Origin of the sequence: uncultured Barnesiella sp. (assembly GCF_946496565.1) — a bacterium.
GTDB lineage: Bacteria > Bacteroidota > Bacteroidia > Bacteroidales > Barnesiellaceae > Barnesiella > Barnesiella merdigallinarum.
Map to the genome: position 1 here is coordinate 49,899 of NZ_CAMMHD010000020.1, position 22,962 is coordinate 72,860.

Genomic DNA, 22,962 nt, shown 5'->3' on the forward strand with positions numbered 1-22,962 from the left:
GGCGAAGCTCCCGCAGAGTTTCGCCTTTTTTATTTTGCCTCGTTTCGATACGCTCTCAAAAAATAGGCCGGGAGCATTGTCGCAATGTTCCCGGCCCGGTATCACTTATCTATCTTTCGAAAACTCAATTCTCATGGTTGAGCTCTACTTCACGTGTATGAGAAAAACATGTTTTGTCGTTACATATCTATCCGTTTCTTGAGTACCCGGCTTTTTTCAGCCAAGAATCCCATGACATGGCTCTCGATAGAGAGGTCGATTGTACTGGTTAGATAAGACGCATCGCGATTGGCTACGGCCAGCACAAAGTCTTTCACAATACCGAAATCGCCGCCGGCATGGCCTTCGTATCCCGGCAAGGAAGAAATATCCTTATTCCATACCAGTTGTTTACGGGTGAGAAAATCGGTAACGGTAAACTTCTTCATATCACCCTCGATCCATCCTTTTGTTCCCATAATGCGGGTCAGACGACCACCGGTTGCCGTGAATGCCTCCATCGAGAAGGCTCCGGTTATGTTGCCGTCGAACTCGAGAGAAGCTACGAAATGGTCACATTGATCGTTATTGCAACGGTAAACGCAGCGACCATAGTCAGTCGTTCTCAATTTCTCGAGAATCAGGCTGTCATACTTGCTGTTCCGACAATCGTTGTCGGGAATATCAAAGACATAAAGGAACTGTCTGTCTTTCAAATAGATTTTCTTGGCCGAATAGGGACAGCGTGACTCCATCGGACAGTCGAGACACCGTTCGGTAGACCCCTCGGGTGCATTCTCCCGCTTGAACAGCTTTAACCCTCCGTAGGCCGACACCGACTTGCAGGGCTTGTTGACAAGCCACCGCATCATATCCATGTCATGACACGACTTGGCAATGATAATAGGCGTAGTATCTTTCGAACTCTTCCAGTTACCCCGCACATAAGAATGAGCCATGTGATAGAATCGGATACACTCCATATGCTGTATGCTCACCAAATCGCCAATCTTCCCCGAGTCGAGCACCTTTTTTAGAGCAATAAAATAGGGTGCATACCGCAACACATGGCAAATACCCACAATGCGGTCGTACCGCTTGGCATACTTCAAAATATCGGTACACTCTTTAATCGATTGTGCTACAGGCTTTTCCAATAGCAAATCATAACCGGCAGCCATCGCTTTCAAAGCCGGTGCATAGTGCAGGTTATCGGGGGTTGCGATAATCACGGCATCGGCAAACTTTGGCCGACTGAACACTTCACTCCAATCGTCAAAGCAATTTTCATCGGGTATCTGGTACAGATTCTTCATATACTCCTGTCGCTCCCGATTTATATCGGCAACACCCACAATCTTGAGCGATTTGGGATAATGCTCGGAGTAGCTGGCATACGTGCGACCACGGGCACCAGCCCCAATGACAATGGCCGTTACCGGCTTGTCGACCACGGCTTCCTGGCTCTCCAAATCCGATTCAAGCAGTTTGGCCAAATCGTCCGAACCGGCTGTGGCCGAGCCATTCAACGACTCTACAGTCTGCGATATGGCCTTGAAATCGGATAGAGCGGCAGCAACAGTCGTTGCTCCCATCAGCCTTAAAAATTCACTTCTTTTCATGTTCTAACACTACAAAAATAAGCGACGGCCCCGATATCCCGGACTAAAAGAAGATACCGGGGTCCGTCGTTAGAAAACCAATTTACTACTACTTCTTCACGATAAAAGGTTTGGTCAATCGACCTTCGTCGGTCGACAATACCAGATAATAAACACCTTCAGGCATATCGACTGTCGAGATAGCCTCGTCGATTACATCGCCATAGAATGCCTTGCTCCATACGCTGGTACCCAACGGAGTCACAATGTTGACTTGAGCCCGTACGCTCTTACCGAAGCTGGCCTTCATGGTTATTTCGCCATAAGCCACTGTGGGATATAACTGGAATGAATCGGCGCTTATACCCTCTATGCTACTGGGATCGTCGTTGGAAAGTATCATTTGCAGTTCCAGTTCATCGTCGCAACCCGACGCACCGGTAGCTTTCACCGTAAAGCTGTAAATGCCCTCTTCATTCGACTCGGAAGGAGTTCCCGAAATAAGTCCTTCGGGCGACAAGGTAAGGCCATCGGGCAAGGCCCCACCAGTAAGCGCACATATAATACCCTCGCCCTCTATCTCGAGTTGGAGCGAATAGGGATAGCCTATATAGGCATCGGGACAATGGTCGGTCACGATAAACACATCGCAGCCTTCACCCGACTTGATAACCAGCGTGTACTCTTTCTGAATAGACGATGCTTCGTCCGATACCTGAAGCGTAAACGTGAACGAACCATTCTTGGTAGGAGTTCCCGAGATAGCCCCGTCGTCGCTCAACGAAAGTCCATCGGGGAGTGCACCCTCGGTAATCTCAAACGACACAGCTCCTTCGGTATTGTCGACAACGATATTGCTGTAATAGGGCTCACCAACGACTCCTGCTTCGAGAGTCTTGGTCTTCACCATCAGTACATAGGAATACAACACCGTGTACACATCATAATCGCCTACAAAAGGAAGCGTGAGGTCCACCCCATCGAAAACCGTAGAACCGTCTCGATGATGCCCCGTTACATATACTTTATCACAATCGGGCGACATGGTTACGCACCAGGCTACCTCGTGCTGGTTGGCGTTATCGGGAGTAATGGTCTTTTCAAGTTGTACCAGTTCCCAAGTTTCACCGTCGTATTTGGCAAAATAGCCATCATGACCTTTGAAAGTATATTCCTTGGATTCACCACGGGGATTCATATTTACGGCAGTTCCACCCTTAGAGCCGTCGCCGTTTACATTACCGGCCACATACACATCGTCGTTCTTGTCGATAAACAGAGCCTTTGCCTCGTCGCGACCGCTTCCACCCAGGTTCATACCGTCCAGATAGGCTCCCGCAGGTGAATACTTAATCAGGAACGAATCGAAATTTCCATTGAACCCGAGAGCCGGTTGTCCCTCAGGAGTAACAGCCGATTGGCAGTGCCCCCAGATATAAACATTCCCTTGAGAGTCGGAATCGATTGAGCGAGTATCGATACGGTTGGAGTTCTTTACATGGGTAATCCACTGTCCCACACCCTCGCGAGAGAGTTTGGCCACATAAGTATCCTGGGTAGACTCACCGCCTATGTCGGTTGTAATAGACTCCCCATCGGTACCGGTGAGGGTAAACGAAGAACCAAAACGGCCGGTAAGCAGGATATTCTCGTCTTTATCCAGTTTCACGTCCCAGCCATAAGAATATTTGGGGCCAAAGCCTGCAATAGCCCACTGGCATTCCAGCGAACTGTTGTAGCATGCCAAAAAGGTGCCGGTATCAGTTCCACCAATAGTCACGCTCTTTCCGTTTCCGAAATCGGTCTGTCCTATGGTCGAACCCGTCACGTAGATAAGGCCTTCGCTGTCGGTAGCAACCGAGTTACACAGAGAAGCTCCCGTACCTTTTATCACGGCCGAGTTTTTATAGGTTCCGTCTTTACCATAGACTACAATGCAGGCATCGGTCGACTGAGTAGCACTCCAGGTCTGGTCGGTGCCATCGATAGTTACGTCGCCCGCAATTTTGCCCACGGCCACAATGTCGCCACCCGAGGTAACCGCAATGCGCTCAAACGAATCGTCTTTCGTACCACCGACTACTCGAGCCCACTGGAAATTCAGTTCGGCATCATATTTCACAAGAATAGCGTCCATACCGCCACGGCCTTTTACCATCGTACCATTGGTAAACTCGACATTACCCCGGCAAATGCCCGAAATATAATAGTTGCCGTCGGCATCGGTCAACGAACTGTACGGCTCGTCGGCCCCCGTACTACCATACGAAGCCGCCGTTTCAAACTTGGCATCTTTGGCCATAGCTTCTCCTACACAAAATAAGGGAAGCAATATAATTCCTGCTCCGATGTAAATTTTTCTTAGTTTCATAACTCCATGTTTTTAATAGTAAATAATTTAGACGACGATTAAAATTAAACTGAGAATAAGACAATATGATACTCTTTTGGTTTCCTGTTATTTGGCCAGCTCGAGTGTGACCATGATCGGAAAATGGTCCGACAAGGTGTTGTCGGAAAACACTTTTGTTTCCTTGACTACCCAGCCACTCGACGGATAATAGCCTATATGGTCAAAGCCCTCGCTGAAAGCCAGAGTCCACACGCTCGACAGTTCATTTATCTCGGCCGTACCCACACGGCGGTTCATATCACCAGCCAAGAGATACCACTTGCCCATTTGGGGGATACGGGCCACCTCTTTAATCTGAGCCATGCCGTTATCGAGATTGGACATGTCGAGATGGGTGTCGACAATCGAGACCTCGGTTCCATCGGGCAAAGTAATATCGGCAATAGCGGCACAGCGCTGTTCGGTTCCGGCAGCACAAGGCAACATGATACGACGGGTCTCGTCGAAACTGTACTTGCTCAGAATGGCATTGCCAAATTTTCCTCCGTAGCAACTTTCGAGGGTGACGTAGAACATGCCCTGATACCCTGTAAGAGCAGCCAGTTCATTGAGCATATTGATATTGTTGTTAATTGTTCTCGGCTTATTGGCTCCCGAACGGTTGGTATAATACTCGACCTCTTGCAAAGCCACGATATCGGGATCTTGAGCCTTGATAAAGGCCGCAATATCGGCCATCGGGGCATCGTACCCCGCATGAATATTGAACGACATGATTTTAAGTTGAGTCTGAGCCGACACACTGCCCCACAGACACACACTCAGCAAAATGAATATAAATTTTTTGGTCATAATTTTAATTTTCAATTGTTTAAAGAATATTCTCGAGCTAATACATCGTAAATGGTCGATGCTATTAGCTGGTTACCTTCTATGCCGGGATGAATCCCGTCGGGAAACAAGTCCTGATGCCCTTTCAATGCCGTGTGCAGGTCTATGACTGTGAGCCCCTGAGTCTTGGCTACACGCTCTATGGCCGGTATGATTTCACTGGTTATCACACCGTCGTCAGCTCCGATAGAGTTGCTGTATGCGATAGCCGGGGTACACAGAAAGACCCTGGGCCGTGTAGAGAGGCTGCGAAGCTCGAGCACGAAATCGGTCAAATCGGATTCAAACTCCGACCCGTGGTAGGGCCAGTTGATCGACCGGGAATCGTTGGTCCCGAACTTGACAATCACGATGTTGGGGAGAAAGGCTTTCGCGTTGGTAAACTCTTTGGTGTTCCAATAGGGCTGATTCCCGTTTTTCAACAGAGTAGTACCGCTGCAACCAAAGTTGCCTACCTCGAAACCTTCGCCCAGCATATTGCCCAGCAAGGCCGGATAACATTCTTTTTCCCGGTCGTTCAAGAACTGTCGGGCGCCATAGGTGATGCTGTTGCCTATGCAAGCTACTTTTCGGACCGACTCGATAACCGGCGGACGCTCTCCTTTCGGATAATCCTCGGTATCATCGGAACAGCCAACCAGACTCCACGACAGGGAGAGTAACATCAATGCACAAATAAACAGATGATTATACTTTTTCATTGTTCCCTATTTTAATCCTATTCGTATGAATAATGCTTTATGATTCGATACCGTGGCATCGCCTTTTACCATTACCGTCTGTGTGCCCCAATTTTGAGAAAGAGGGGTGAGAATGTAATCATACCTTGATACAGGCTCATCGGCAGGATAGGTATTCTCTGCTGCAAACTTGCAAGAACGACGGTATTTTGTTGTCAAGATATTGAGGACATTCCCCGACAAGTCCTCATGAATAGAGGCACAGATGACAATATTCTGTTTCACTTGGTCGGCATAAGCAGCCAGAGCCTCGGCCTGGCGAACCCTTTTGCTGGCATCGTTCCGATCGAACTGACAAGTAGCTACAAGAACCGTCTCGCCCGATTTCAATTCATAAGGCATGGTGAGTAACACCAACTCATTGTTCAAATTCACCTTATTAGTTCCATAAAAGCACTCTCGCACAAAAAGAGAGACACCGGTTTCGCCACCATCTTCACGCCCGGTCGAGGCAAATACGCCCTGCCTGCGGTTACCCTCTTTGCTGCACCGATAGGCAACATCGGCCACCAAATTGGTCTTGCCGGTACGGGTAGTCCCATAATCGACATCTTGCAAAGCCACCACATCGGTATTGTTTTCTTGAATAAATGCGGCCAAAGGTTCTACCTGGTACGAGCCTGAAGCCATACCCCTATTGGCGCTCAATGACAACAAAGAAAATGAACGGTCCCCGGCCAAGGTTACCAGAGATTCTTCACTTTCGGTTTCATCCGGCCCAGATAAAACTGGGTCGGACGAACCGCAAGCTGTCATTAAAAGCACTCCAAACAGGCATAAGATGAATGTACAATGAGTTCTCATATAAAAGATAGTTTAATGATTCTCAAATAGATTACCACCCGGGATTATTGGGCAACAAATTAGGGTTGCGCTGCGTTTGGGTAAACGGTATGGGCCACAGATAATTCTTCTCAGCCGAGAAGGTACGACCGGTCATAAGGACCAAGTTACCCTCGCTGTCGGTAGGAATATCCTTTACATACTCATATTCGCTGGCAGGCACAGTGCTTTTACGCATGCCGGTCACATCTTTGGCCAGCAGGTCGCCCTGTTTCCAACGCATTAAATCGAAGTAACGCTCGCCCTCGAGAGCCAGCTCAACCCGACGCTCGCGGCGAATCTCATCGCGTAAGTCGAGGCCATAGGCTTTCAAAGTAGTCAATACCATCTTGTCGGCTCCCACCCGGTCGCGGAGCAGATTGATCGACTTGTCAATATCGGGCTGGGTAATAGCGTCGCCACGCATCTCCTTAGCCTCAATCCAGTTGAGCAAAACCTCGGCATAACGCATCAGCGGGATTGCATTCTGGTCTTTGTTATAGCGCGAAATAGCCGAGAGCTCTACAAATTTGGTAAAATACCAGCCGGTTGTCGTGCGGCAACTGGTTGCCGAGTTGGAGAACTTGGGTTGTTCATAAATCGTTTTTCCGGGATATCCGCCCCATTCAGCCCCGGGTTTCAAGATAGTCTGAGCCATACGGGGATCTCGGTTGTTGAAGATGGCTTCGTGGGTATTCTCACGATAACGGCTTGCCGGGATGGTTATAGGCAGCCCGTTGCACAGATAAGCATCCATGAGCGAACGAGTAGGCGCATAACGAGTTTCTTCGTTGGGCACCTGCAACTCACGGCTGAGGTTATGGGTCAACCCGGCCTCCTCGCTATACAGACGGGTAACGATAAACTCACGGTTGCTTTTGTTTGTTACCGGGTTGGCGGCAAGGGTAAACAACTCGTGGTAGGTCGTCTCGGGGTTGCCGTTGTCATACAACTTGTGGAAATTGGCGGTCATCACTTCCTCTGCTGCAGCAACAGCATCGTCCCAACGTTCGTGATACAGGGCAAAGCGCGACTTGAAAGCCCATGCGGCCTCCTTGGTAGGACGTCCCAATTCGGTATCTTTCAAATCTTTGGCATAGGGCAATGCCGTAGCGGCCAATTCATACTCATTGAGAATCCACTCAATCAGAGTCTCTTTGTCGGTACGCGAGCCGTACAGAGCCTCATCGCCTACATCGATGGTATTGACAACCAAAGGCACATCACCGAAACAGTTGACCAAGTAACTATACAAATAGGCGCGCATGAATCGGGCTTCGCCGGCATAGCGCTCCCGAATCGAAGCCGAAACCTTCTGAGCCCGCTCATAGTTCTCCAAGAAATGGTTGCAGCGTCTTATCCCGTCATAGTCGTTGGTCCACTCGGAGTTAATAACCGACAAATCACTTGTAAAGTTACCGCTCCCGAGCGTCTTGTACTCCGACGAACGTTCACGAAAAACATTGTCGCCGAGAAATTCCATATCGACACTCATGTTTTTCCCCCGCAGGTAATTGATGCAGGCATTTGAAGCCAGTATCAGATGCTCCTCGGTCTCCCAGTAAGTCTCGTCGGTGAGCTCGTCCAAGGGTATCCTGTCGAGGAACGAATCGTTGCAGCCCGACCATACCAACATCGAGCAAAGTAAAATAGCTAAATATCTTGTTTTCATATATGCTTACTGTTTATATCATCGATAATTATTTGAACGTAATACTCAACCCAACTGAATAAGAAGAGGTAATGGGATAGTAGCCTCCATCGCTTACTGGGATTTCGGGATCATACGACGGGAAGAAATCGGTAAGAGTCCACAAGTTCTCACCCGAGAAATAAACTCTTAAATTCTCGATGTGCAATTTGGATATGATCCCTTTGCGAGGAATGGTATAGCCTACCTGCAAGTTCTTTATTCTCAAATACGAGGCATCTTCGATCCAGAAAGAGGAGAACTCGTCGCGGTTGTACGTCTCGTCATAGGTAAAGCGCGGATACGAAGCGTTGGGATTCTGATTCTCCCAAGTCCAACGGTCGAGATGGGCTTTCTGAGGATAGTTGGCCAGTTCGGTAAACGCATGGCGACCCATACCTCCGATATAACCGGCACACTTGCCTACCCCTTGCAGCAACAGGCTGAAATCGATGCCTCTCCAAGCGGCATTGAGCCCGATGGTATAGTTGTAACGAGGTATCGAACTGCCTATATAGCAGCGGTCATCGGTAGGGGTAATTTTCCCGTCGCCGTTCAAATCGACATATTTAATATCACCCGGCTGCACCTTGGTGCGATACTCCTCGATGATGGGTGTAGTAGGTTTGGGAGTATAGGTGTTGGTAGCGGGATCGTAGTTGAAATCGTCGACCGTATACAAGCCATCGGCCTTATACCCCCAGAAAGCGTCGATAGGATAACCCACGGCACGTATCTGGTCGCCGCTAAAATCGTCGGCCGTATTGCCCACACTTACCACCTTGTTTTTCACATCGGAGAACGAGAAGTTCACTCCATAGGTAAAATCCTTACCTATCTGATCTTGCCACTGCAAAGCAATTTCCCAGCCTTTGTTCTGCACCTTGCCGGCATTCTGGTACGGCTCACTCACACCCAACACATCGGGGAGTTTCACCTTCAACAGAATATCATCGGTATTCTTGATAAAGTAGTCGGCCGTCAACGACAGTCGGTTGTTGAACAGATTGGCGTCGATACCGATATTGGTCATCTTTATGGTCTCCCACGAGAGAATATTGTTCGAAGCCTCGCTTTGCTGCATTGACGAGGTTATCTCGCCCCCGATAGGCATATTGGAGGTAGAGGGTTTGATCAGAGCCATGTAGGGATATAGTGACGATGTATATTGGTTTCCCAGCGTACCATACGAGGCCCGTATTTTCAAATTGTCGAGCCAGTTGCGGGTGGGTTCCATGAACGCCTCTTCAGACATGCGCCAGGCAACCGAAGCCGACGGGAAATAACCACCCCGGCAACTTTTGTGAAATCGTGATGACAAGTCGTAGCGCAGGTTGGCTTCGACCAGATAGCGGTCGTTGTAGTTATAATTGATGCGACCAAAACCCGAGCGAATGGCCCAGTGGTTGTCATAACCACTATTGGTCTGCAAATCGGTTCCGGCATTCAGCACATGCAAGTCGTTCGATACCAAGTCCTCCCGACTGGCATCCATCTGCTGGTACAATTGCCATTCTTGCGAGAAACCGGCCAAAATATGGAACGAATGCTTGCCAATGGTTTTATTGTAATCGGCTTGAGCCATCAAGTTCTGATAACGCTGGGCAATATCTCGCTGGCTGAATTTGCTCGTGTTCGAGGTATAGGCCAACGGAGTATCGGTGTCGGGATAAAAGTGCTGTATGATGTTTTGCTGCTGTTTGCGCAACACATCAACCAATCGGGTAGCATATTGTACCTTGGCCGTAAGACCTGTGATGATTTTCAGTTCTGCACTGAAATTCAACGAAGTTTCCCGTTTATGATAGTTGATGAAACCGCCATCGTAGGCTTGCGCTATGGGGTTAGCCGAGCTACCGCCATAGCCCCATTGTCCATCAGTAAACTTAACAGGAGTAAGAGGCGACGAGCGCAAAGCTTGATAAAAAAGGCCCGAACTGCCACTGTCGCTGGTGGCGGGAGTCCAGTTATCTACATCGGTATAACTCATATTACCGTCGATAGTCAACCGGTCGAACAACTCGGTATTCAATTTCATTCTCACGTTGTTACGAGCTGCATGATACCCATTGCCAACCATAAGGCCCGAAGTCGTGAGGTTTCCATAAGAGAGATAATACCCCATGCTTTTATTTCCACCATTAATATTGACATTATGCCCGTGCTGGGGTGCATAGTCTCTCGTAATCTCCTTTATCCAGTTGGTATTGGCCCTGAAGTTAGGATCGGTACCGTTGATGATGGCGTCGATATCCTCCTGAGTATAGCCCCAACTCTTATTCACATTCGACGTAGCCTCCTTCAGCAAGGTAAGGTACTCGACCGCATCGAGCATTTCGGGCAGCGCCGTAGGAGTCTGCATGGCAAAATAACCATTATACGAAACTGTGGGTTTCACCTCGCGACTGGCTTTGCGGGTTGTAATAAGGATAACACCGTTGGCTGCTCGCGACCCGTAAATAGCCGATGAAGCGGCATCTTTCAGAACCGAAACCGATTCTATATCGTCGGGATTCAAGGTATTCATATCGCCCTCGACACCATCGATAAGAATCAACGGATCGGAGTTGTTCAAGGTTCCCACACCGCGTACCCGAATCGAAGAGTTGTTGTCGCCGGGGCGACTCGTTGTATTGACGATAGATACACCCGGTAGCAAGCCTTGCAAACCTGTTGTCACGTTGGCTATGGGTCGGTTGGCCAGCACATCGTGATCGACCGATACGACCGAGCCCGTCAAGTTTATCTTTTTCTGTACACCGTAACCTACGACAACCACTTCGTCCATTAAGTTGGAGTCTTCGTTCAATCGTATTTCAACAGGAGTGCCACCGGTCACGGCCACCTCTTCTTTCTTATATCCAATCGACGAGACTACCAGCATAGCCTGGCCAGAAACATGATCGATCGTAAAGTTTCCGTTCACATCGGTCGAGGTTCCCACCGACGAGCCCTTAACGATAATACTTGCCCCGATAATAGCATCGCCGTTTCCGTCGACCACTTTACCCGAAATAGCCCGACTCTCCTTGGCCGTTTTCTGCCTGGGCAGAAGCACAACGACATTATCGACTTTCTTTTCAAAAGTAATGTTGGTTCCCTTCAACAACTGCTTCATCGTCTCCTCCAACGAGGCATTGTCGGTCTTGATTGTTACCAACTTGTCAAGACCTTCCAACTCGACATTATAAAAGAAACTGTATTTGCTCGATCGTTCTATTTGCTTTAAGACCTCCTTTAACGGTTCGTTCTTGACATCGACCGTAATCTGTGCCTGAATATTCCATGCAAAAAGCACAAACAGCGCAACACACAGCCACCTCACTAAAAAATGGTTTGATTTCATACGTTTTTCATTTTGTTGCTTTTGACTACAAGATATTAGTATAAAAGGTACCTACAATTTGTATTATTCTCATATTGTTTCGTCGTCTATTAAGTATACAAGACGGAGTTGGGGTTTATCCAATCCAATCCAAAAATTAACATTTGTTATACTTCTATGTTTTCCTTCATATCCCAGAGCACGATGGAGCAAAGACGCAGGAATCCTACCTTAACAAAATGCCAAGGTGCCTAATGCCTAAGCCATTCTACAAAAGGGCTTTAAATAAAAGGGAGGAGCAATATTTTATCTTTTGCGAAGCACGATTACAGAATCGCGCACCTCGTAGTGTAAGGCCGATGTCATCGACAGAATATCCAGCGCATTGGTTATTCCGCCACTACCAATCGATCCGGTAAAGAAGTATTTTTCTTTGGGGAAATCCTGATCAAAAACAATCTTTACATTATAAACTCGAGACAAGATTTTAACAATATCTTCCAGCGATTCGTTTTCGAAACGCAGGTTGCCATTGGTCCATTCGACATATTCTTTGGAATAGACCTTGCCTACCGTCATCAATCCTGTTTGTTTATTATAGACCAGTTTTTCATCGGGTTGCATCACACAGTGGCCTTGTGTCGATGTTACATCGACTTTACCCGTCAGCAATACTACCGAGACATCGGGGTCATCTTTATAGGCGCTAATATCGAACGAGGTTCCCAATACGGTAATTTCAAGTCCCGCAGCTTTTACGATAAACGGACGTTCTTTATCGGGCGTCACCTCGAAGTAGGCCTCTCCATCGAGTTCTATAACCCGTTCTTTGCTTCCGAAATTTTGGGGGTAGCTTATCTGTGAAGCCGAGTTGATATTTACTTGTGTACCATCGGGTAACTGTACTTTAGCTCGTTCGCCGCTTTCGGCCGATACAATCAACGGAAGGGTGTCGGGGGTGGGCGTCGAAAGCAATTCATAGGTTATCAATGCCGCTACAATAGGCAGGCAGATAATGGCGGCCCAACGTATGAGTCGGGTAAAGACAATCCTTTTCGAGCGGGTTTTCTCTTCTCGAGAATCTATGGCTTCTTTAATGCGACTATACAATCGGTCGTAAACCTCCTTATCGAGAGAAGAATCGCATTTCTCGATTTCACGCATCATCCAGCGATCGAGCGAATCGTTGTTGCGTATCCATTTACACAACTCCTCGATTTCGGTTGGCGAAGCGTTGCCTTCCAGATATTTCTCAATGAGTATTTTGAATCTGTCCTTATCCATTGTTACTTTACTTAGTGTACAGGTAAACCTCTTCGCCTATCTAATTTTACATGGTTAAATAGTCTTAATTAGCACCGTGTATATGATTACGGTCAATAATTCGCCATAATGATTCATCAGCTTGTCTTTCATAAACTTGAGAGCCAAAGACAACTGAGTAGCCACGGTACTTTCCGAAATGTTCAACTCTAAAGCAATCTCTTTATTGCTCAAGTTTTTGCGCTTGCTCATGATGAAAATCTTTTTGCGAGATGGGGGTAACTCTTCGGCAAGTCGATCGATATACTTTTCCAACAGTTTTCCATCCAGAACCTCGTCAAGGTTATTGTCGCTATATTCTTGCGCCGATTCGAGCACATACTCGGCATAAATATACTCGACCGTTTGGCGCTGGTATATGTTCAGTAACAAGTTTTTAGCGATGGTACAGAGATAGGAAATCAATGATTTGTCGGGATTCACCTGGTCGTGTATCTCCCATAATCTTACGAATGTACGCTGAACAATCTCTTCGGCCCAATAGCTGTCGCCTTTCGAAATTTTCATAACGAAATTGTATAACTTGCCACTATACAACTTGTAAATTTTCTCGAAAGCATCGAAAGATCCTGACTTAAGGCCTATGATAATATCATCGTATTCGTGTTTCATTCCTGCAAATTATTATATGCAAATGTAAGTCATCTGCATAAAAACAGCATTGGTTCTTTGTTAATTTTCTAATACAGATTTATCGTTCTCCTGTGAAATCAATACCCCATCAATCGTCTGAGAGCATTTTCTGCGTCATACGGTGAGGTGAAAGCCGGTTGAATTACCACGCGGTTATTGCGGTCGATAGCTCCCCATTGGCCTCGCTTCATCTCGACAACGGCATATCCCTCGCGATTGAAAGCTCGGGCTCGGTAATATTGCGGCTTGATAAACCAGGTGCCATAGTAATCGAGGTAGCCGTACAGACCGGTGCGGGAATCTTGCTTTTCCCACAATTCTATGCCCCGCATTCTGCCTTTACCCATCGAAAGGATAGCGGCATCGACATCGTAACCGTTGGAGAAGTTGAAATTGATAACGGTCTTTCCGGCCATATTGATGGCCCCGTAGCGGGCTCCCAAACGTACACGGGCCAACCCGTTGGCTCCAAATCGATTTGCCGACTGGTATCGGGGTTGGATGGCCCACAGGCCTAAATCGTTGACGTAGCCATATAAGCCGGTAGCCGGATTCTCGACCGGTGTCAGTCGTCGGGCCATTTGCGACGAGTAGTTGCCTGCATAAGGCGAAAATGGCATGATGCCGGTACACGAGAGCCACGTCATCGGAACTAACAGGAGTAAAAGTATCGGCGATTTCATGTGTTTCAATTTTAAGGTTATCTTCTCTATTTTTTCTTTCCCCTTTGATCTCAATAGGACAAATATAGCGAACTATTTTAAAAAATCAAATTTTTCAGATTCTCCTCTATGGCCTTGTAGCGTGTGTATAAGAACAGCAGAGGCTGCATCGTGTATGGCGATACAGCCTCTGCTTGGATATGGAGGAAATAAAACTTCTATTTGAGTACTCCCAGATTCTTGGCCACTTTGATGAAGGCGGCGATGCAGGCATCGAGCTCTTCACGGGTGTGTGCGGCCGAGAGTTGTACGCGGATGCGGGCTTGTCCCTGCGGTACGACGGGGTAGTAGAATCCGGTCACGTAGATGCCTTCGTCGAGCATTTGGGCGGCAAAGGTCTGCGAGAGTTTGGCGTCGTAGAGCATGACGGCGCAGATGGCCGACTGGGTGGGCTTGATGTCAAAGCCGGCGGCCAGCATCTTGTCGCGGAAGTAGGTGACGTTTTCCATCAGGCGGGTGTGGAGTTCGTCGCTCTCGTCGAGCATCTTGAAGACTTCGATTCCGGCACCTACGACGGCAGGGGGCAGCGAGTTGGAGAAGAGGTAGGGTCTCGACCGCTGGCGCAGCATGTCGATAATCTCTTTGGGACCGGTGGTGAATCCGCCGATGGCTCCGCCGAAGGCTTTGCCCAGCGTGCCGGTGTGGATGTCGATGCGGTCGTAGAGGTTGAAGAGTTCGCTGACGCCGCGTCCGTGAGGACCTACGACACCGGCCGAGTGGCACTCGTCGACCATCACCAGGGCATCGTATTTCTCGGCCAGGGCACAGATTTTGTCCATGGGGGCTACGTTGCCGTCCATCGAGAACACGCCGTCGGTCACGATGATGCGGAAGCGTTGGGCCTGGGCCTCTTGCAGGCAGTGCTCGAGCTCTTCCATGTTGGCGTTGGCATAGCGGTAGCGTTTGGCCTTGCACAGGCGCACACCGTCGATGATGGAGGCGTGGTTGAGGGCGTCGGAGATGATGGCATCTTCGGCCGTGAAGAGGGGTTCGAACACACCGCCGTTGGCGTCGAAGCAGGCGGCATAGAGGATGGTATCCTCGGTCTTGAAGTAGCGGGCAATCGCCTTTTCGAGTTCGCGGTGCAGGTCTTGGGCTCCGCAGATGAACCGTACGGACGACATGCCGAAACCGTGTGTATCCATCGCTTTTTTGGCGGCGGCGATGAGCCGGGGGTTATCCGAGAGTCCCAGGTAGTTGTTGGCACAGAAGTTCAGTACTTTGCCGCTTTTCTCGGCAATTCTGATGGCCGAACTCTGGGGGGTGATGATGGTACGTTCTTCTTTGTACAATCCGTCGGCCTTGATCTGGGCGAGCTGTTGGGCCAGATACTCTTTCATTTGTGTAAACATAGGCGTTTATTTAAGGAGTTTCTTTTTGAGGTGTTCGATCATGTCTACCGACATCGACTCGAGGTCGTAGTCGGGTTTCCAGTCCCATTCGGCACGGGCACAGGAGTCGTCGAGCATATCGGGCCACGAGTCGGCGATCTGCTGACGCACGGGGTCTATTTTGTATTCGGCCTCGAAGTCGGGGTAGAATTTCTTGATTTCGTGATAGATGATTTCGGGGTCGAAGCTCATCGAGGCGATGTTGAACGAGTTGCGATGTTTCAGTCGCGAGGGGTCGGCTTCCATGAGCATGACCATGGCCTTGAGGGCATCGGGCATGTACATCATGTCCATGAACGTGCCGGCCTTGACGGGGATTTCGAACTTCTCGCCTTTGACGGCTGCATAGTAGATTTCTACGGCATAGTCGGTGGTTCCGCCGCCCGGCAGGGTTTCGTAGGAGATGAGGCCGGGGAAGCGTACCGAACGGGTGTCGACTCCGTAGCGGTAGAAGTAGTAGTCGCTCAGCAGCTCGCACGATACCTTGCTCACGCCGTAGATAGTGCGGGGGCGTTGGATGGTCTCTTGCGGGGTTTTCATCTTGGGCGACGAGTCGCCGAATGCCCCAATGGAGCTGGGCGTGAAGAGCGAGCATCCTTTTTCGCGCGAGATTTCGAGCAGGTTGAGCACACCGCCTATCTGGATGTTCCAGGCCAGCAGAGGCTTCTTCTCGGCCTGGGCCGAAAGGATGGCTGCCAGGTTGTAGATGGAGTCGATTTTGTATTTGTCGACGATGGCGGCTATCTGGACGGCGTTGGTTACATCGGCGACTTCGAGGGGGCCGCCGTTTTTAAGTTCATCGCTCAGAGGTACACCCTCGATATATCCGGCTACGACGTTGTCGCTGCCATACTCGCTGCGGAGTTTTGTCATTAGCGCCGACCCTATTTGTCCGGTCGATCCGATTACAAGAATTCTTTTCATGTCTATGCTACCTTTTTGATCGGGTTGATGTGCTTTGATAGATTTATTAAGGTTCCTTGGGGCAAATATACACAAATTTTGTCGCCGTTGTTATTTCGAGTGAGATTATTCTTTCGTGTCGGTTGCGTTATTTTTTCACGGTGTATATGGTTCCTTTGAGCACGCCGTGCGACTCGATGAGGTTTTTCTGGCGCAGGTAGAGCAGGTCTTTCTTGAGGGTATTGATGGATATGGTTTTGAGTGCGTGGGCAATGTCGCCTACTTTGGCCGGCTCTTCCCGTTTGAGAAAGGCGAGTATCTGCTTTTGCCGGGCGTTGAGGTAGACGGGCGTGCCAGACTCTGCGACCGGCGATACCGGGGGCGCTGTGGGCTGGGCGGGTACGTCTGTTTCGGCTTGTCGGGGCAATGCGGTGGTCGCTTCGGCTTGTTCGGGTATGAGGCTGTGCAGCGATTGCAGCCAGGTGTCGCACAGGAACAGTACCCACGGTGTGATGTTCTCTTGGGTCGAATACCGGTTCTGTTGCCCTCGTTTCAAGGTTTGGTAGTAGGTGGTGCGCCGTTGTTCGATGAAGCTGTCGATCGAGATTTCCCGGGCCCACTCGTAGCGGTTTTGCAGCATCAGCAGGGTGGAGAGGATGCGCGAGAGTTCACCCTTCCCTTCGCGGAACGGGTGTATGGAGATGAACTCGTAGGCAAAGGCGGCAATGACGACGAGCGGGTGGTGGCTGTGATGCGTGAGTTCACGGTTGGTCCACTTGACCAGGTCACCTATTTCGCTGTTGACCGACCCCGTGCGGCTGCGGTTGAAAAGTGTGGGTGCCTTGTAGTCGAGGAAGTTTATCGCAGCCGGGCGGACTGTGCTCGCTTTTCCCGGACTGTTGTTCTTTCCGTGGGGAAAGAGGGCCGTGTGCATGGCTACGATGGTATCTTCGCACAGCGGATATTTGCGGGCATCGGTGTAGAGTGCATTGAGTATGGTGTTGTAGCCGGTAACCAGACAGGCCCGTTTGTCGGGCGTATCGGATGGTTGGGCAAGTATCTTGTGAATCAGGGACGGAGAGCAGGGCATATTTTCGAGAGCCAGCGAGGCTGCAATGGTGGCCTCGATGGTTGGTTGCAGGGTTTCGTGCCGGGGTATCGTCTCTTTTCGACGGGTATGCCAGGCCGCCGTGAGGCTATCGATTGCCTGTAATTGGTTTTGTAACTCTTTAAATTCTGGTTCAGAGGGGTTTATTTTGCAGAATATATCCATAATATATCTATATTTTATACAAATATAGGGTGCTTTAATCGACTCTCCAAGCGGGAAAATCTTTTTTAGTATTTATTGGGTGACAGGCAGGGGGTGACGGGAATGGAATAGAGATGTGCAGGAGGGAGGAGGGTAGTTGCGGTTTCGTCGAGGGCGGGGAGTGGACGGTAATCGTGGGGACAGCGGCGCGGATATGCGGATAAGAGAACACCCCGACTCTTCATGCGGATGCAGAGGGTCGGGGTGATTGATGGGTTGTGCGGTCCCGACATTCGTCGGGACCGTATGGGTTTACTTGCGGCGCTCCTTGCGGGGGTTCGAGCTGCGGCGTTCGTGTTTGTAGCGGCTGTCGGCACCGCCTTTGCGCGGTGAGCCGTAGCGCTTCTCGCCCTTGCGGCGGCCGTCGCCTTCGCGCTCTTTGCCTCCTTTTTTACGGCCCTTGGCGGCGTAGTCCTTGTCGGTGGCAATTTCGGCATAGATGCGGTGTCCGTAAAATTCGTTCCCCTTCAGGGCTCCCACTACTTTCTTGGCGGCACCCTTTTCGACATCGAAAAGCGAGTAGGCGGGCAGCAGGTCAATGCGGCCGATATTCACACGTCCGGGCACGAGCGAGTTGATCATCTCGATGAGGTTGGGCGGGAAGAATCCGTGAGCCTTGCCCAGGTTGATGTAGATGCGTTCGAAGCCCTCCTCGGCCGTGCGGCTGTCTTTGTTGCGACCTTTCCGCCCCTCTTGGGCCCCTCCGTTTTCGGCTTTGGGTTTACGGGTATTCTCGTCAGGCAGGTCGAGGTCGGGGGTGTCGCGGTAGTAGTCGATGAGTCGGTTGAACTCGAGCGACACGATGCGCTTGATGAGGTCCTGTTCGTTGAGCCACCCCAGTTTACGCGAGATGTTGGGCAGGTATTTGGCAATCGCCTCTTCGTTGACCTTCACCTTTTCGATGCGGTCGGCCAGATTGAAGAGCTGTTTCTCGCAAATCTGTTCGCCGGTAGGCACCAGACCACGTTCGAATTTCTTGCCGATAATCTTCTCGATGGCCCGCATCTTTCCCTTTTCGCGGCTGTGGATGATGGCGACCGATACGCCCGATTTACCGGCCCGGCCGGTGCGGCCGCTACGGTGGGTATAGGTTTCGATGTCGTCGGGCAGACCGTAGTTGATGACGTGGGTCAGGTCGGTCACGTCGAGTCCCCGGGCGGCCACGTCGGTGGCCACGAGCAGCTGCAGATTGCGCAGGCGGAACTTCTGCATGACGGCGTCGCGCTGAGCCTGCGACAGTTCGCCATGCAGCGAGTCGGCGTTGTAGCCGTCGGCGATGAGCTGGTCGGCAATCTCCTGGGTTTCGCGCCGTGTGCGGCAGAAGATGATGCCGTAGATATTGGGATAATAGTCGGCGATGCGTTTGAGAGCCTGGTATTTGTCTTTGGCATGCACCATGTAGTAGACGTGGCGCACGTTCTCGGCCCCCTCGTTGCGGCTGCCCACCACAATCTCCTGCGGGTTGTGCATGTAGGTGCGGGCAATCTGCTCGATTTCGCGCGGCATGGTGGCCGAGAAGAGCAGCATTTTGCGCTCCTGGGGCACCTGGGCGAGGATGGCGTTGATGCTGTCGAGGAATCCCATGTTGAGCATCTCGTCGGCCTCGTCCATGATGACGGTCGAAACGTGGTCGAGCCGCACGGTTTTCCGCTCGAGCAGGTCGAGCAGGCGGCCCGGCGTGGCCACGATGATGTGTACCCCCTTCTTCAGGGTGCGTATCTGGCTCTCGATGCTCGAGCCGCCGTAAACGGGCAGGATGGTGAGTCCGTCGATGTATTGCGAGTAGTCGGTGAGGTCGCCGGCAATCTGCAGGCAGAGTTCGCGGGTGGGCGAGAGAATCAATGCCTGAGGCTGGCACAGCGAGCGGTCGATGCGTTGTATCACGGGCAGGCCGAAGGCAGCCGTCTTACCCGTACCGGTTTGGGCCAGAGCCACCAGGTCGGTCTCTCCGTTCAGGAGGTGGGGGATTACCTGCTCCTGTACGGGCATGGGGTTTTCGTATCCCAGTTCGGTAATCGCTTTCAGTATCTCGTCGCAGATACCCAGTTCTTGAAATGTTTTCATCTATACAGTTGTCAGTTTTTTTGCTTTATCGCAGGAGCACAAGGGCTTTCTTCGTCCTCAAACGGGGCTAAGGGGAGAGGGTGTGCAGAAATTTTTCGTACGCCACGAGTTTGGTTTTCGCCGGCAAAGGTACGAAAAAAACGCAATATACCGCGAAGGGGATACACTCACTTCGATGTGGTTTTGTGTCGGGGGGATATTGGGTCGCTTGTAGGGCGGACCTTTGCGGCAAGGACCGGCGGTCCCGGACGGAAATCAGTGCAACAGATATTGTTTCAGCTGTTTCCGCTTTTCGGGAGTGACGCCCAGCTCCTCTTCGAGGTAGTTGTTGATAGAGCCGTATTGCTGGCGTATATAGTCGCGGGCATAGGAGAGGAAGCGGCTGTCGGCGGTCTGGATGAGCGAGAGGGCCTCCTGGGTGCCGTCGCAGCAATCTTTCGGGTCGAAGGCCGTGCGGCGTTTGTCGAAGTAGCGGTTGGAGAGCAGGTAGTCGTTCATGATTACCTCCTCGGGCATGTCGAGGGCGCTGAGCAGCAGCGATACGGCAAAGCCCGTGTAGTCCTTGCCGTTGACACAACTGAGCACGATGGGATAGTTGTCCTCGACCAGCAACTGGTTGAACATCGACTTGAAGGCCCGTTTCGAGCCCGATACCATGGCTACATAGAGGTCTTGCATGAAGAGGTTGGCATCGCCGCGCCGCAACTCTTCTTTCTGCAGACGGGGGAGCAGGTTCTGCCGATAGTGGAGAGCCCCCGGCAGGTTGATGACGTTGTCGAGCCCGAGCTCGGGGCTGGGCTTGATGACATCTTCGCTGTCTCTGAAGTCGATAAGCGTTTTTATGCCCATGTTTTTGAGCCGGTTGATGCTGCTTGCCGTGAGAGTATTGAATTCACCCGAACGGAATATTTTGCCCCAACGCAATTGCTTGCCGTTTTTCGAGGTGTATCCGCCCAGATCTCTGAAGTTTTCGATATATTTCAGCCGTTCGGCCCGGGCTCCCACGATGTGGTCGTCGTGCCCGTTGAACCGTAGCAGGAAGTAGGAACGCTGCGAGGGGATACTGTCGGGGATAAGAGTATAGCCGGTTTGAATGCTGGCTACTTTTATCGGGGTCTTTTCGGTATCGAACCGCTCGGGGTCGGTCGATTGGTATATCTGCACTTCGCCTTCGATTCTCGGAGTCGTCTCCCACTTCAACAAATAGTTGTTTTGCGGGTCGATTTCGCAAGCCACGTCGATGTCGGCGCTATGCGTAGCGCAGGCACTCAATGCGAGGAGCAAAGAACAAAGTTGTAGATAGCGCATATCTGTATCCGTGATGAAGATTTAGTGCAAAGATAAGACTATGCGATAGTTAGCTGTTCGTGGGTTTGTTTTATTTTAGAATATTTATAGGGAATTTGTACTATCTTTGCTTGTGTAGCCCGATGCAAAATCGGGATCGATGTAGTTGTCCATGCTCTGGCATACGGCCGAGGCGAAATCCATGCCGTATCGGATAATGGGGGTCCACTCATCGGGGGTAAGGGTGTAGAGGCGTTCGAGAGTAATCTCGTGTCGGATAAGCCCGAAGAGGATACCGGCATTGAACGAGTCGCCGGCACCGATGGTACTCACGGGTGTAACGGGTGTGGCCTCGAAGTGGCGGGTCCCCTGATTGCAGAAGAGTTCGGCCCCGGCACTGCCCCGGGTACAGATGAAGTTGGGGCAGTAGAACTGGATATGGTCGGTATAGATTTTCTGCGGTTCGGTCAGGTGAAACAAGTTGTTGAAGTCTTCGACCGAACCTTTTACCAGGTCGGCATATTCGAGATTCTCGAGAACCGAGGGCATCAGCTTCACCGCTTCATGGGCGTGGGCGTTGCGGAAGTTGGGATCGTAGTAAATGATGGCTTTACGCTCTTTGGCAAACTCGATGAGCTCGCGCACCTTGTCGCGCAAGGCTACGTTGAGGGCGAAGTATGAGCCGAAGACAACGATGTCGTCCTGCTCGATGCGGGGCCACACAAAGTTGAGTCTCTCTTGCGGGAACTGGTTGTAAAACATGTAACGGGCCTCGTTCTTTTCGTCGAGGAAGGCGAGCGAGATGGGGGTCTTCCCGTCACAGAAGATGTCGAGGTTTTCGGTGGCTACATGGTTTTTCTGCATAAAATCGAGAATCATGTCGCCCACTGTGTCGTGCCCGATTTCGCTGATGAAGGTGGCTGGAATGCCGAGCCGACCCAGCGAGATGAGGGTGTTGAACGTAGAGCCTCCCGGCACCGCATGCGAGGGTTGCTGGTTGCGGAAGATAATGTCGAGAATGGATTCGCCTATTCCTATGATTTTACGCATGGTATTGTGGGTGTTAACCTTTTTTCTGACTTTGTTCGCGGGAGCGGGTACCCAGATAGCCGCCGTGGTGGCGCAGGGCATACTGATGCACGTCGAAGTGGGTAGCCTCCATGGCACCTACTACCAGTATATCGCCGATGACGGTCATAAGTGTGGTCGATGTGGTGGGGGTGAGCCCGAGGGGGCATACCTCGCCGGGAGCTCCGGTGAAGAGGCAGACATCGGCCCGCTGGGCGAGTTCGCTCTGGTTGTTGCCGGTGATGACGATGAATTTCAGTTCGGGCATCAGGTTGGAAGCCAGTTGGAGCAACTCGAGTATTTCGCGCGTCTTGCCCGAGTTCGAGATGACCAGCATCAGGTCGTTCTTCTGCAAGATGCCCAAGTCGCCGTGTTGGGCCTCGCTGGGGTGGAGGAATACGGCCGGGATACCGGTTGAGCAGAAGGTTGTGGCGATGTTCATGGCAATCTGTCCGGCTTTGCCCATACCGCTGGTTACGAGCTTGCCGCCCTTCTGGTGCACTTGCTCGACGATGAGGTTGACTGCTTTTTCAAACTGGTCCGAGACGGGGATATCGAGAATGGCTTGTGCCTCTTTGTGCAGGATATCCTGTATTTTTTCGTTGAAATTCATGTTTATAGTAGATAGGGTTAAGACATCATCTATAAAATTGTTACAAAAATAGTGAAAGGCGAGAGCAGAGGCAAGTGAAAATGAAATTTTCAAACTTGACTATGCCGAGCCGCATCCTATTTTCTGCAAAAATAGTGAAAGGCAGGGAGCAGAGACCGATGAAAAAAAATTTCAAACTTGACTATGCCGCGCCGCATCCTATTTTCTGCAAAAATAGTGAAAGGCAGGGAGCAGAGACCGATGAA

At 50.6% G+C, this 22,962-nt stretch carries 17 protein-coding genes; all 17 read right to left on the minus strand.

Features of this window, described 5'->3' with window-relative positions:
• Positions 1–179: 179 nt before the first annotated feature.
• On the minus strand, positions 180–1,601 hold the full coding sequence (locus tag Q1K76_RS10560; RefSeq protein WP_300133200.1) for a Gfo/Idh/MocA family oxidoreductase: 1,422 nt from the start codon (positions 1,599–1,601) through the stop codon (positions 180–182).
• Positions 1,602–1,689: 88 nt separating this feature from the next.
• A complete protein-coding gene (locus tag Q1K76_RS10565; protein WP_300133201.1) occupies positions 1,690–3,951 on the minus strand; it encodes a putative Ig domain-containing protein in 2,262 nt (753 codons plus the stop codon).
• Between the two features lie 87 nt (positions 3,952–4,038).
• The gene (locus tag Q1K76_RS10570; protein ID WP_087407819.1) at positions 4,039–4,785 is read right to left on the minus strand and encodes an endonuclease/exonuclease/phosphatase family protein; all 747 of its coding nucleotides are present in this window, start codon (positions 4,783–4,785) and stop codon (positions 4,039–4,041) included.
• A gap of 11 nt (positions 4,786–4,796) precedes the next feature.
• Entirely contained in the window at positions 4,797–5,525 is a 729-nt protein-coding gene (locus tag Q1K76_RS10575; protein ID WP_289542126.1) for a GDSL-type esterase/lipase family protein, read from the minus strand.
• Positions 5,526–5,531: 6 nt separating this feature from the next.
• On the minus strand, positions 5,532–6,368 hold the full coding sequence (locus Q1K76_RS10580) for a hypothetical protein (RefSeq protein ID WP_300133204.1): 837 nt from the start codon (positions 6,366–6,368) through the stop codon (positions 5,532–5,534).
• A gap of 31 nt (positions 6,369–6,399) precedes the next feature.
• Entirely contained in the window at positions 6,400–8,058 is a 1,659-nt protein-coding gene (locus Q1K76_RS10585) for a RagB/SusD family nutrient uptake outer membrane protein (protein ID WP_298662987.1), read from the minus strand.
• A 28-nt stretch (positions 8,059–8,086) separates the two neighbouring features.
• The gene (locus Q1K76_RS10590; protein WP_300133207.1) at positions 8,087–11,422 is read right to left on the minus strand and encodes a SusC/RagA family TonB-linked outer membrane protein; all 3,336 of its coding nucleotides are present in this window, start codon (positions 11,420–11,422) and stop codon (positions 8,087–8,089) included.
• Between the two features lie 285 nt (positions 11,423–11,707).
• Entirely contained in the window at positions 11,708–12,685 is a 978-nt protein-coding gene (locus tag Q1K76_RS10595; protein WP_300133208.1) for a FecR family protein, read from the minus strand.
• Between the two features lie 54 nt (positions 12,686–12,739).
• Positions 12,740–13,336: an RNA polymerase sigma-70 factor gene (locus Q1K76_RS10600; RefSeq protein ID WP_087407813.1), complete on the minus strand. Its 597-nt coding sequence runs from the start codon at positions 13,334–13,336 to the stop codon at positions 12,740–12,742.
• 98 nt (positions 13,337–13,434) lie between these two features.
• Positions 13,435–14,040, minus strand: coding sequence for a WG repeat-containing protein (locus Q1K76_RS10605; RefSeq protein ID WP_300133211.1), 606 nt, complete (start codon positions 14,038–14,040; stop codon positions 13,435–13,437).
• A 197-nt stretch (positions 14,041–14,237) separates the two neighbouring features.
• Positions 14,238–15,431, minus strand: a complete 1,194-nt coding sequence (gene kbl / locus Q1K76_RS10610; RefSeq protein ID WP_087407811.1) for a glycine C-acetyltransferase — start codon at positions 15,429–15,431, stop codon at positions 14,238–14,240.
• Positions 15,432–15,437: 6 nt separating this feature from the next.
• Entirely contained in the window at positions 15,438–16,394 is a 957-nt protein-coding gene (locus Q1K76_RS10615) for an NAD-dependent epimerase/dehydratase family protein (RefSeq protein ID WP_087407810.1), read from the minus strand.
• 127 nt (positions 16,395–16,521) lie between these two features.
• Positions 16,522–17,646: a Fic family protein gene (locus Q1K76_RS10620; protein ID WP_300133215.1), complete on the minus strand. Its 1,125-nt coding sequence runs from the start codon at positions 17,644–17,646 to the stop codon at positions 16,522–16,524.
• A 291-nt stretch (positions 17,647–17,937) separates the two neighbouring features.
• Entirely contained in the window at positions 17,938–19,749 is a 1,812-nt protein-coding gene (locus Q1K76_RS10625) for a DEAD/DEAH box helicase (protein WP_300133218.1), read from the minus strand.
• Positions 19,750–20,004: 255 nt separating this feature from the next.
• Entirely contained in the window at positions 20,005–21,057 is a 1,053-nt protein-coding gene (locus Q1K76_RS10630; protein ID WP_087407807.1) for a tyrosine-protein phosphatase, read from the minus strand.
• A gap of 84 nt (positions 21,058–21,141) precedes the next feature.
• On the minus strand, positions 21,142–22,086 hold the full coding sequence (locus Q1K76_RS10635; RefSeq protein WP_258327631.1) for a carbohydrate kinase: 945 nt from the start codon (positions 22,084–22,086) through the stop codon (positions 21,142–21,144).
• A 13-nt stretch (positions 22,087–22,099) separates the two neighbouring features.
• Positions 22,100–22,717: an SIS domain-containing protein gene (locus Q1K76_RS10640; protein WP_087407805.1), complete on the minus strand. Its 618-nt coding sequence runs from the start codon at positions 22,715–22,717 to the stop codon at positions 22,100–22,102.
• Between the last annotated feature and the right edge of the window lie 245 nt (positions 22,718–22,962).

Excerpts from the sequence above, each read along its gene's own strand:
- Q1K76_RS10635 (WP_258327631.1), bottom strand. The coding sequence starts at position 22,086 with ATGCGTAAAATCATAGGAATAGGCGAATCCATTCTCGACATTATCTTC.
- Q1K76_RS10640 (WP_087407805.1), bottom strand. The coding sequence starts at position 22,717 with ATGAATTTCAACGAAAAAATACAGGATATCCTGCACAAAGAGGCACAA.
- Q1K76_RS10590 (WP_300133207.1), bottom strand. The coding sequence starts at position 11,422 with ATGAAATCAAACCATTTTTTAGTGAGGTGGCTGTGTGTTGCGCTGTTT.
- Q1K76_RS10580 (WP_300133204.1), bottom strand. The coding sequence starts at position 6,368 with ATGAGAACTCATTGTACATTCATCTTATGCCTGTTTGGAGTGCTTTTA.
- Q1K76_RS10585 (WP_298662987.1), bottom strand. The coding sequence starts at position 8,058 with ATGAAAACAAGATATTTAGCTATTTTACTTTGCTCGATGTTGGTATGG.
- Q1K76_RS10605 (WP_300133211.1), bottom strand. The coding sequence starts at position 14,040 with ATGAAATCGCCGATACTTTTACTCCTGTTAGTTCCGATGACGTGGCTC.
- Q1K76_RS10625 (WP_300133218.1), bottom strand. The coding sequence starts at position 19,749 with ATGAAAACATTTCAAGAACTGGGTATCTGCGACGAGATACTGAAAGCG.
- Q1K76_RS10630 (WP_087407807.1), bottom strand. The coding sequence starts at position 21,057 with ATGCGCTATCTACAACTTTGTTCTTTGCTCCTCGCATTGAGTGCCTGC.
- Q1K76_RS10565 (WP_300133201.1), bottom strand. The coding sequence starts at position 3,951 with ATGAAACTAAGAAAAATTTACATCGGAGCAGGAATTATATTGCTTCCC.
- Q1K76_RS10560 (WP_300133200.1), bottom strand. The coding sequence starts at position 1,601 with ATGAAAAGAAGTGAATTTTTAAGGCTGATGGGAGCAACGACTGTTGCT.
- Q1K76_RS10615 (WP_087407810.1), bottom strand. The coding sequence starts at position 16,394 with ATGAAAAGAATTCTTGTAATCGGATCGACCGGACAAATAGGGTCGGCG.
- Q1K76_RS10570 (WP_087407819.1), bottom strand. The coding sequence starts at position 4,785 with ATGACCAAAAAATTTATATTCATTTTGCTGAGTGTGTGTCTGTGGGGC.
- Q1K76_RS10620 (WP_300133215.1), bottom strand. The coding sequence starts at position 17,646 with ATGGATATATTCTGCAAAATAAACCCCTCTGAACCAGAATTTAAAGAG.
- Q1K76_RS10600 (WP_087407813.1), bottom strand. The coding sequence starts at position 13,336 with ATGAAACACGAATACGATGATATTATCATAGGCCTTAAGTCAGGATCT.
- Q1K76_RS10595 (WP_300133208.1), bottom strand. The coding sequence starts at position 12,685 with ATGGATAAGGACAGATTCAAAATACTCATTGAGAAATATCTGGAAGGC.
- kbl (WP_087407811.1), bottom strand. The coding sequence starts at position 15,431 with ATGTTTACACAAATGAAAGAGTATCTGGCCCAACAGCTCGCCCAGATC.
- Q1K76_RS10575 (WP_289542126.1), bottom strand. The coding sequence starts at position 5,525 with ATGAAAAAGTATAATCATCTGTTTATTTGTGCATTGATGTTACTCTCC.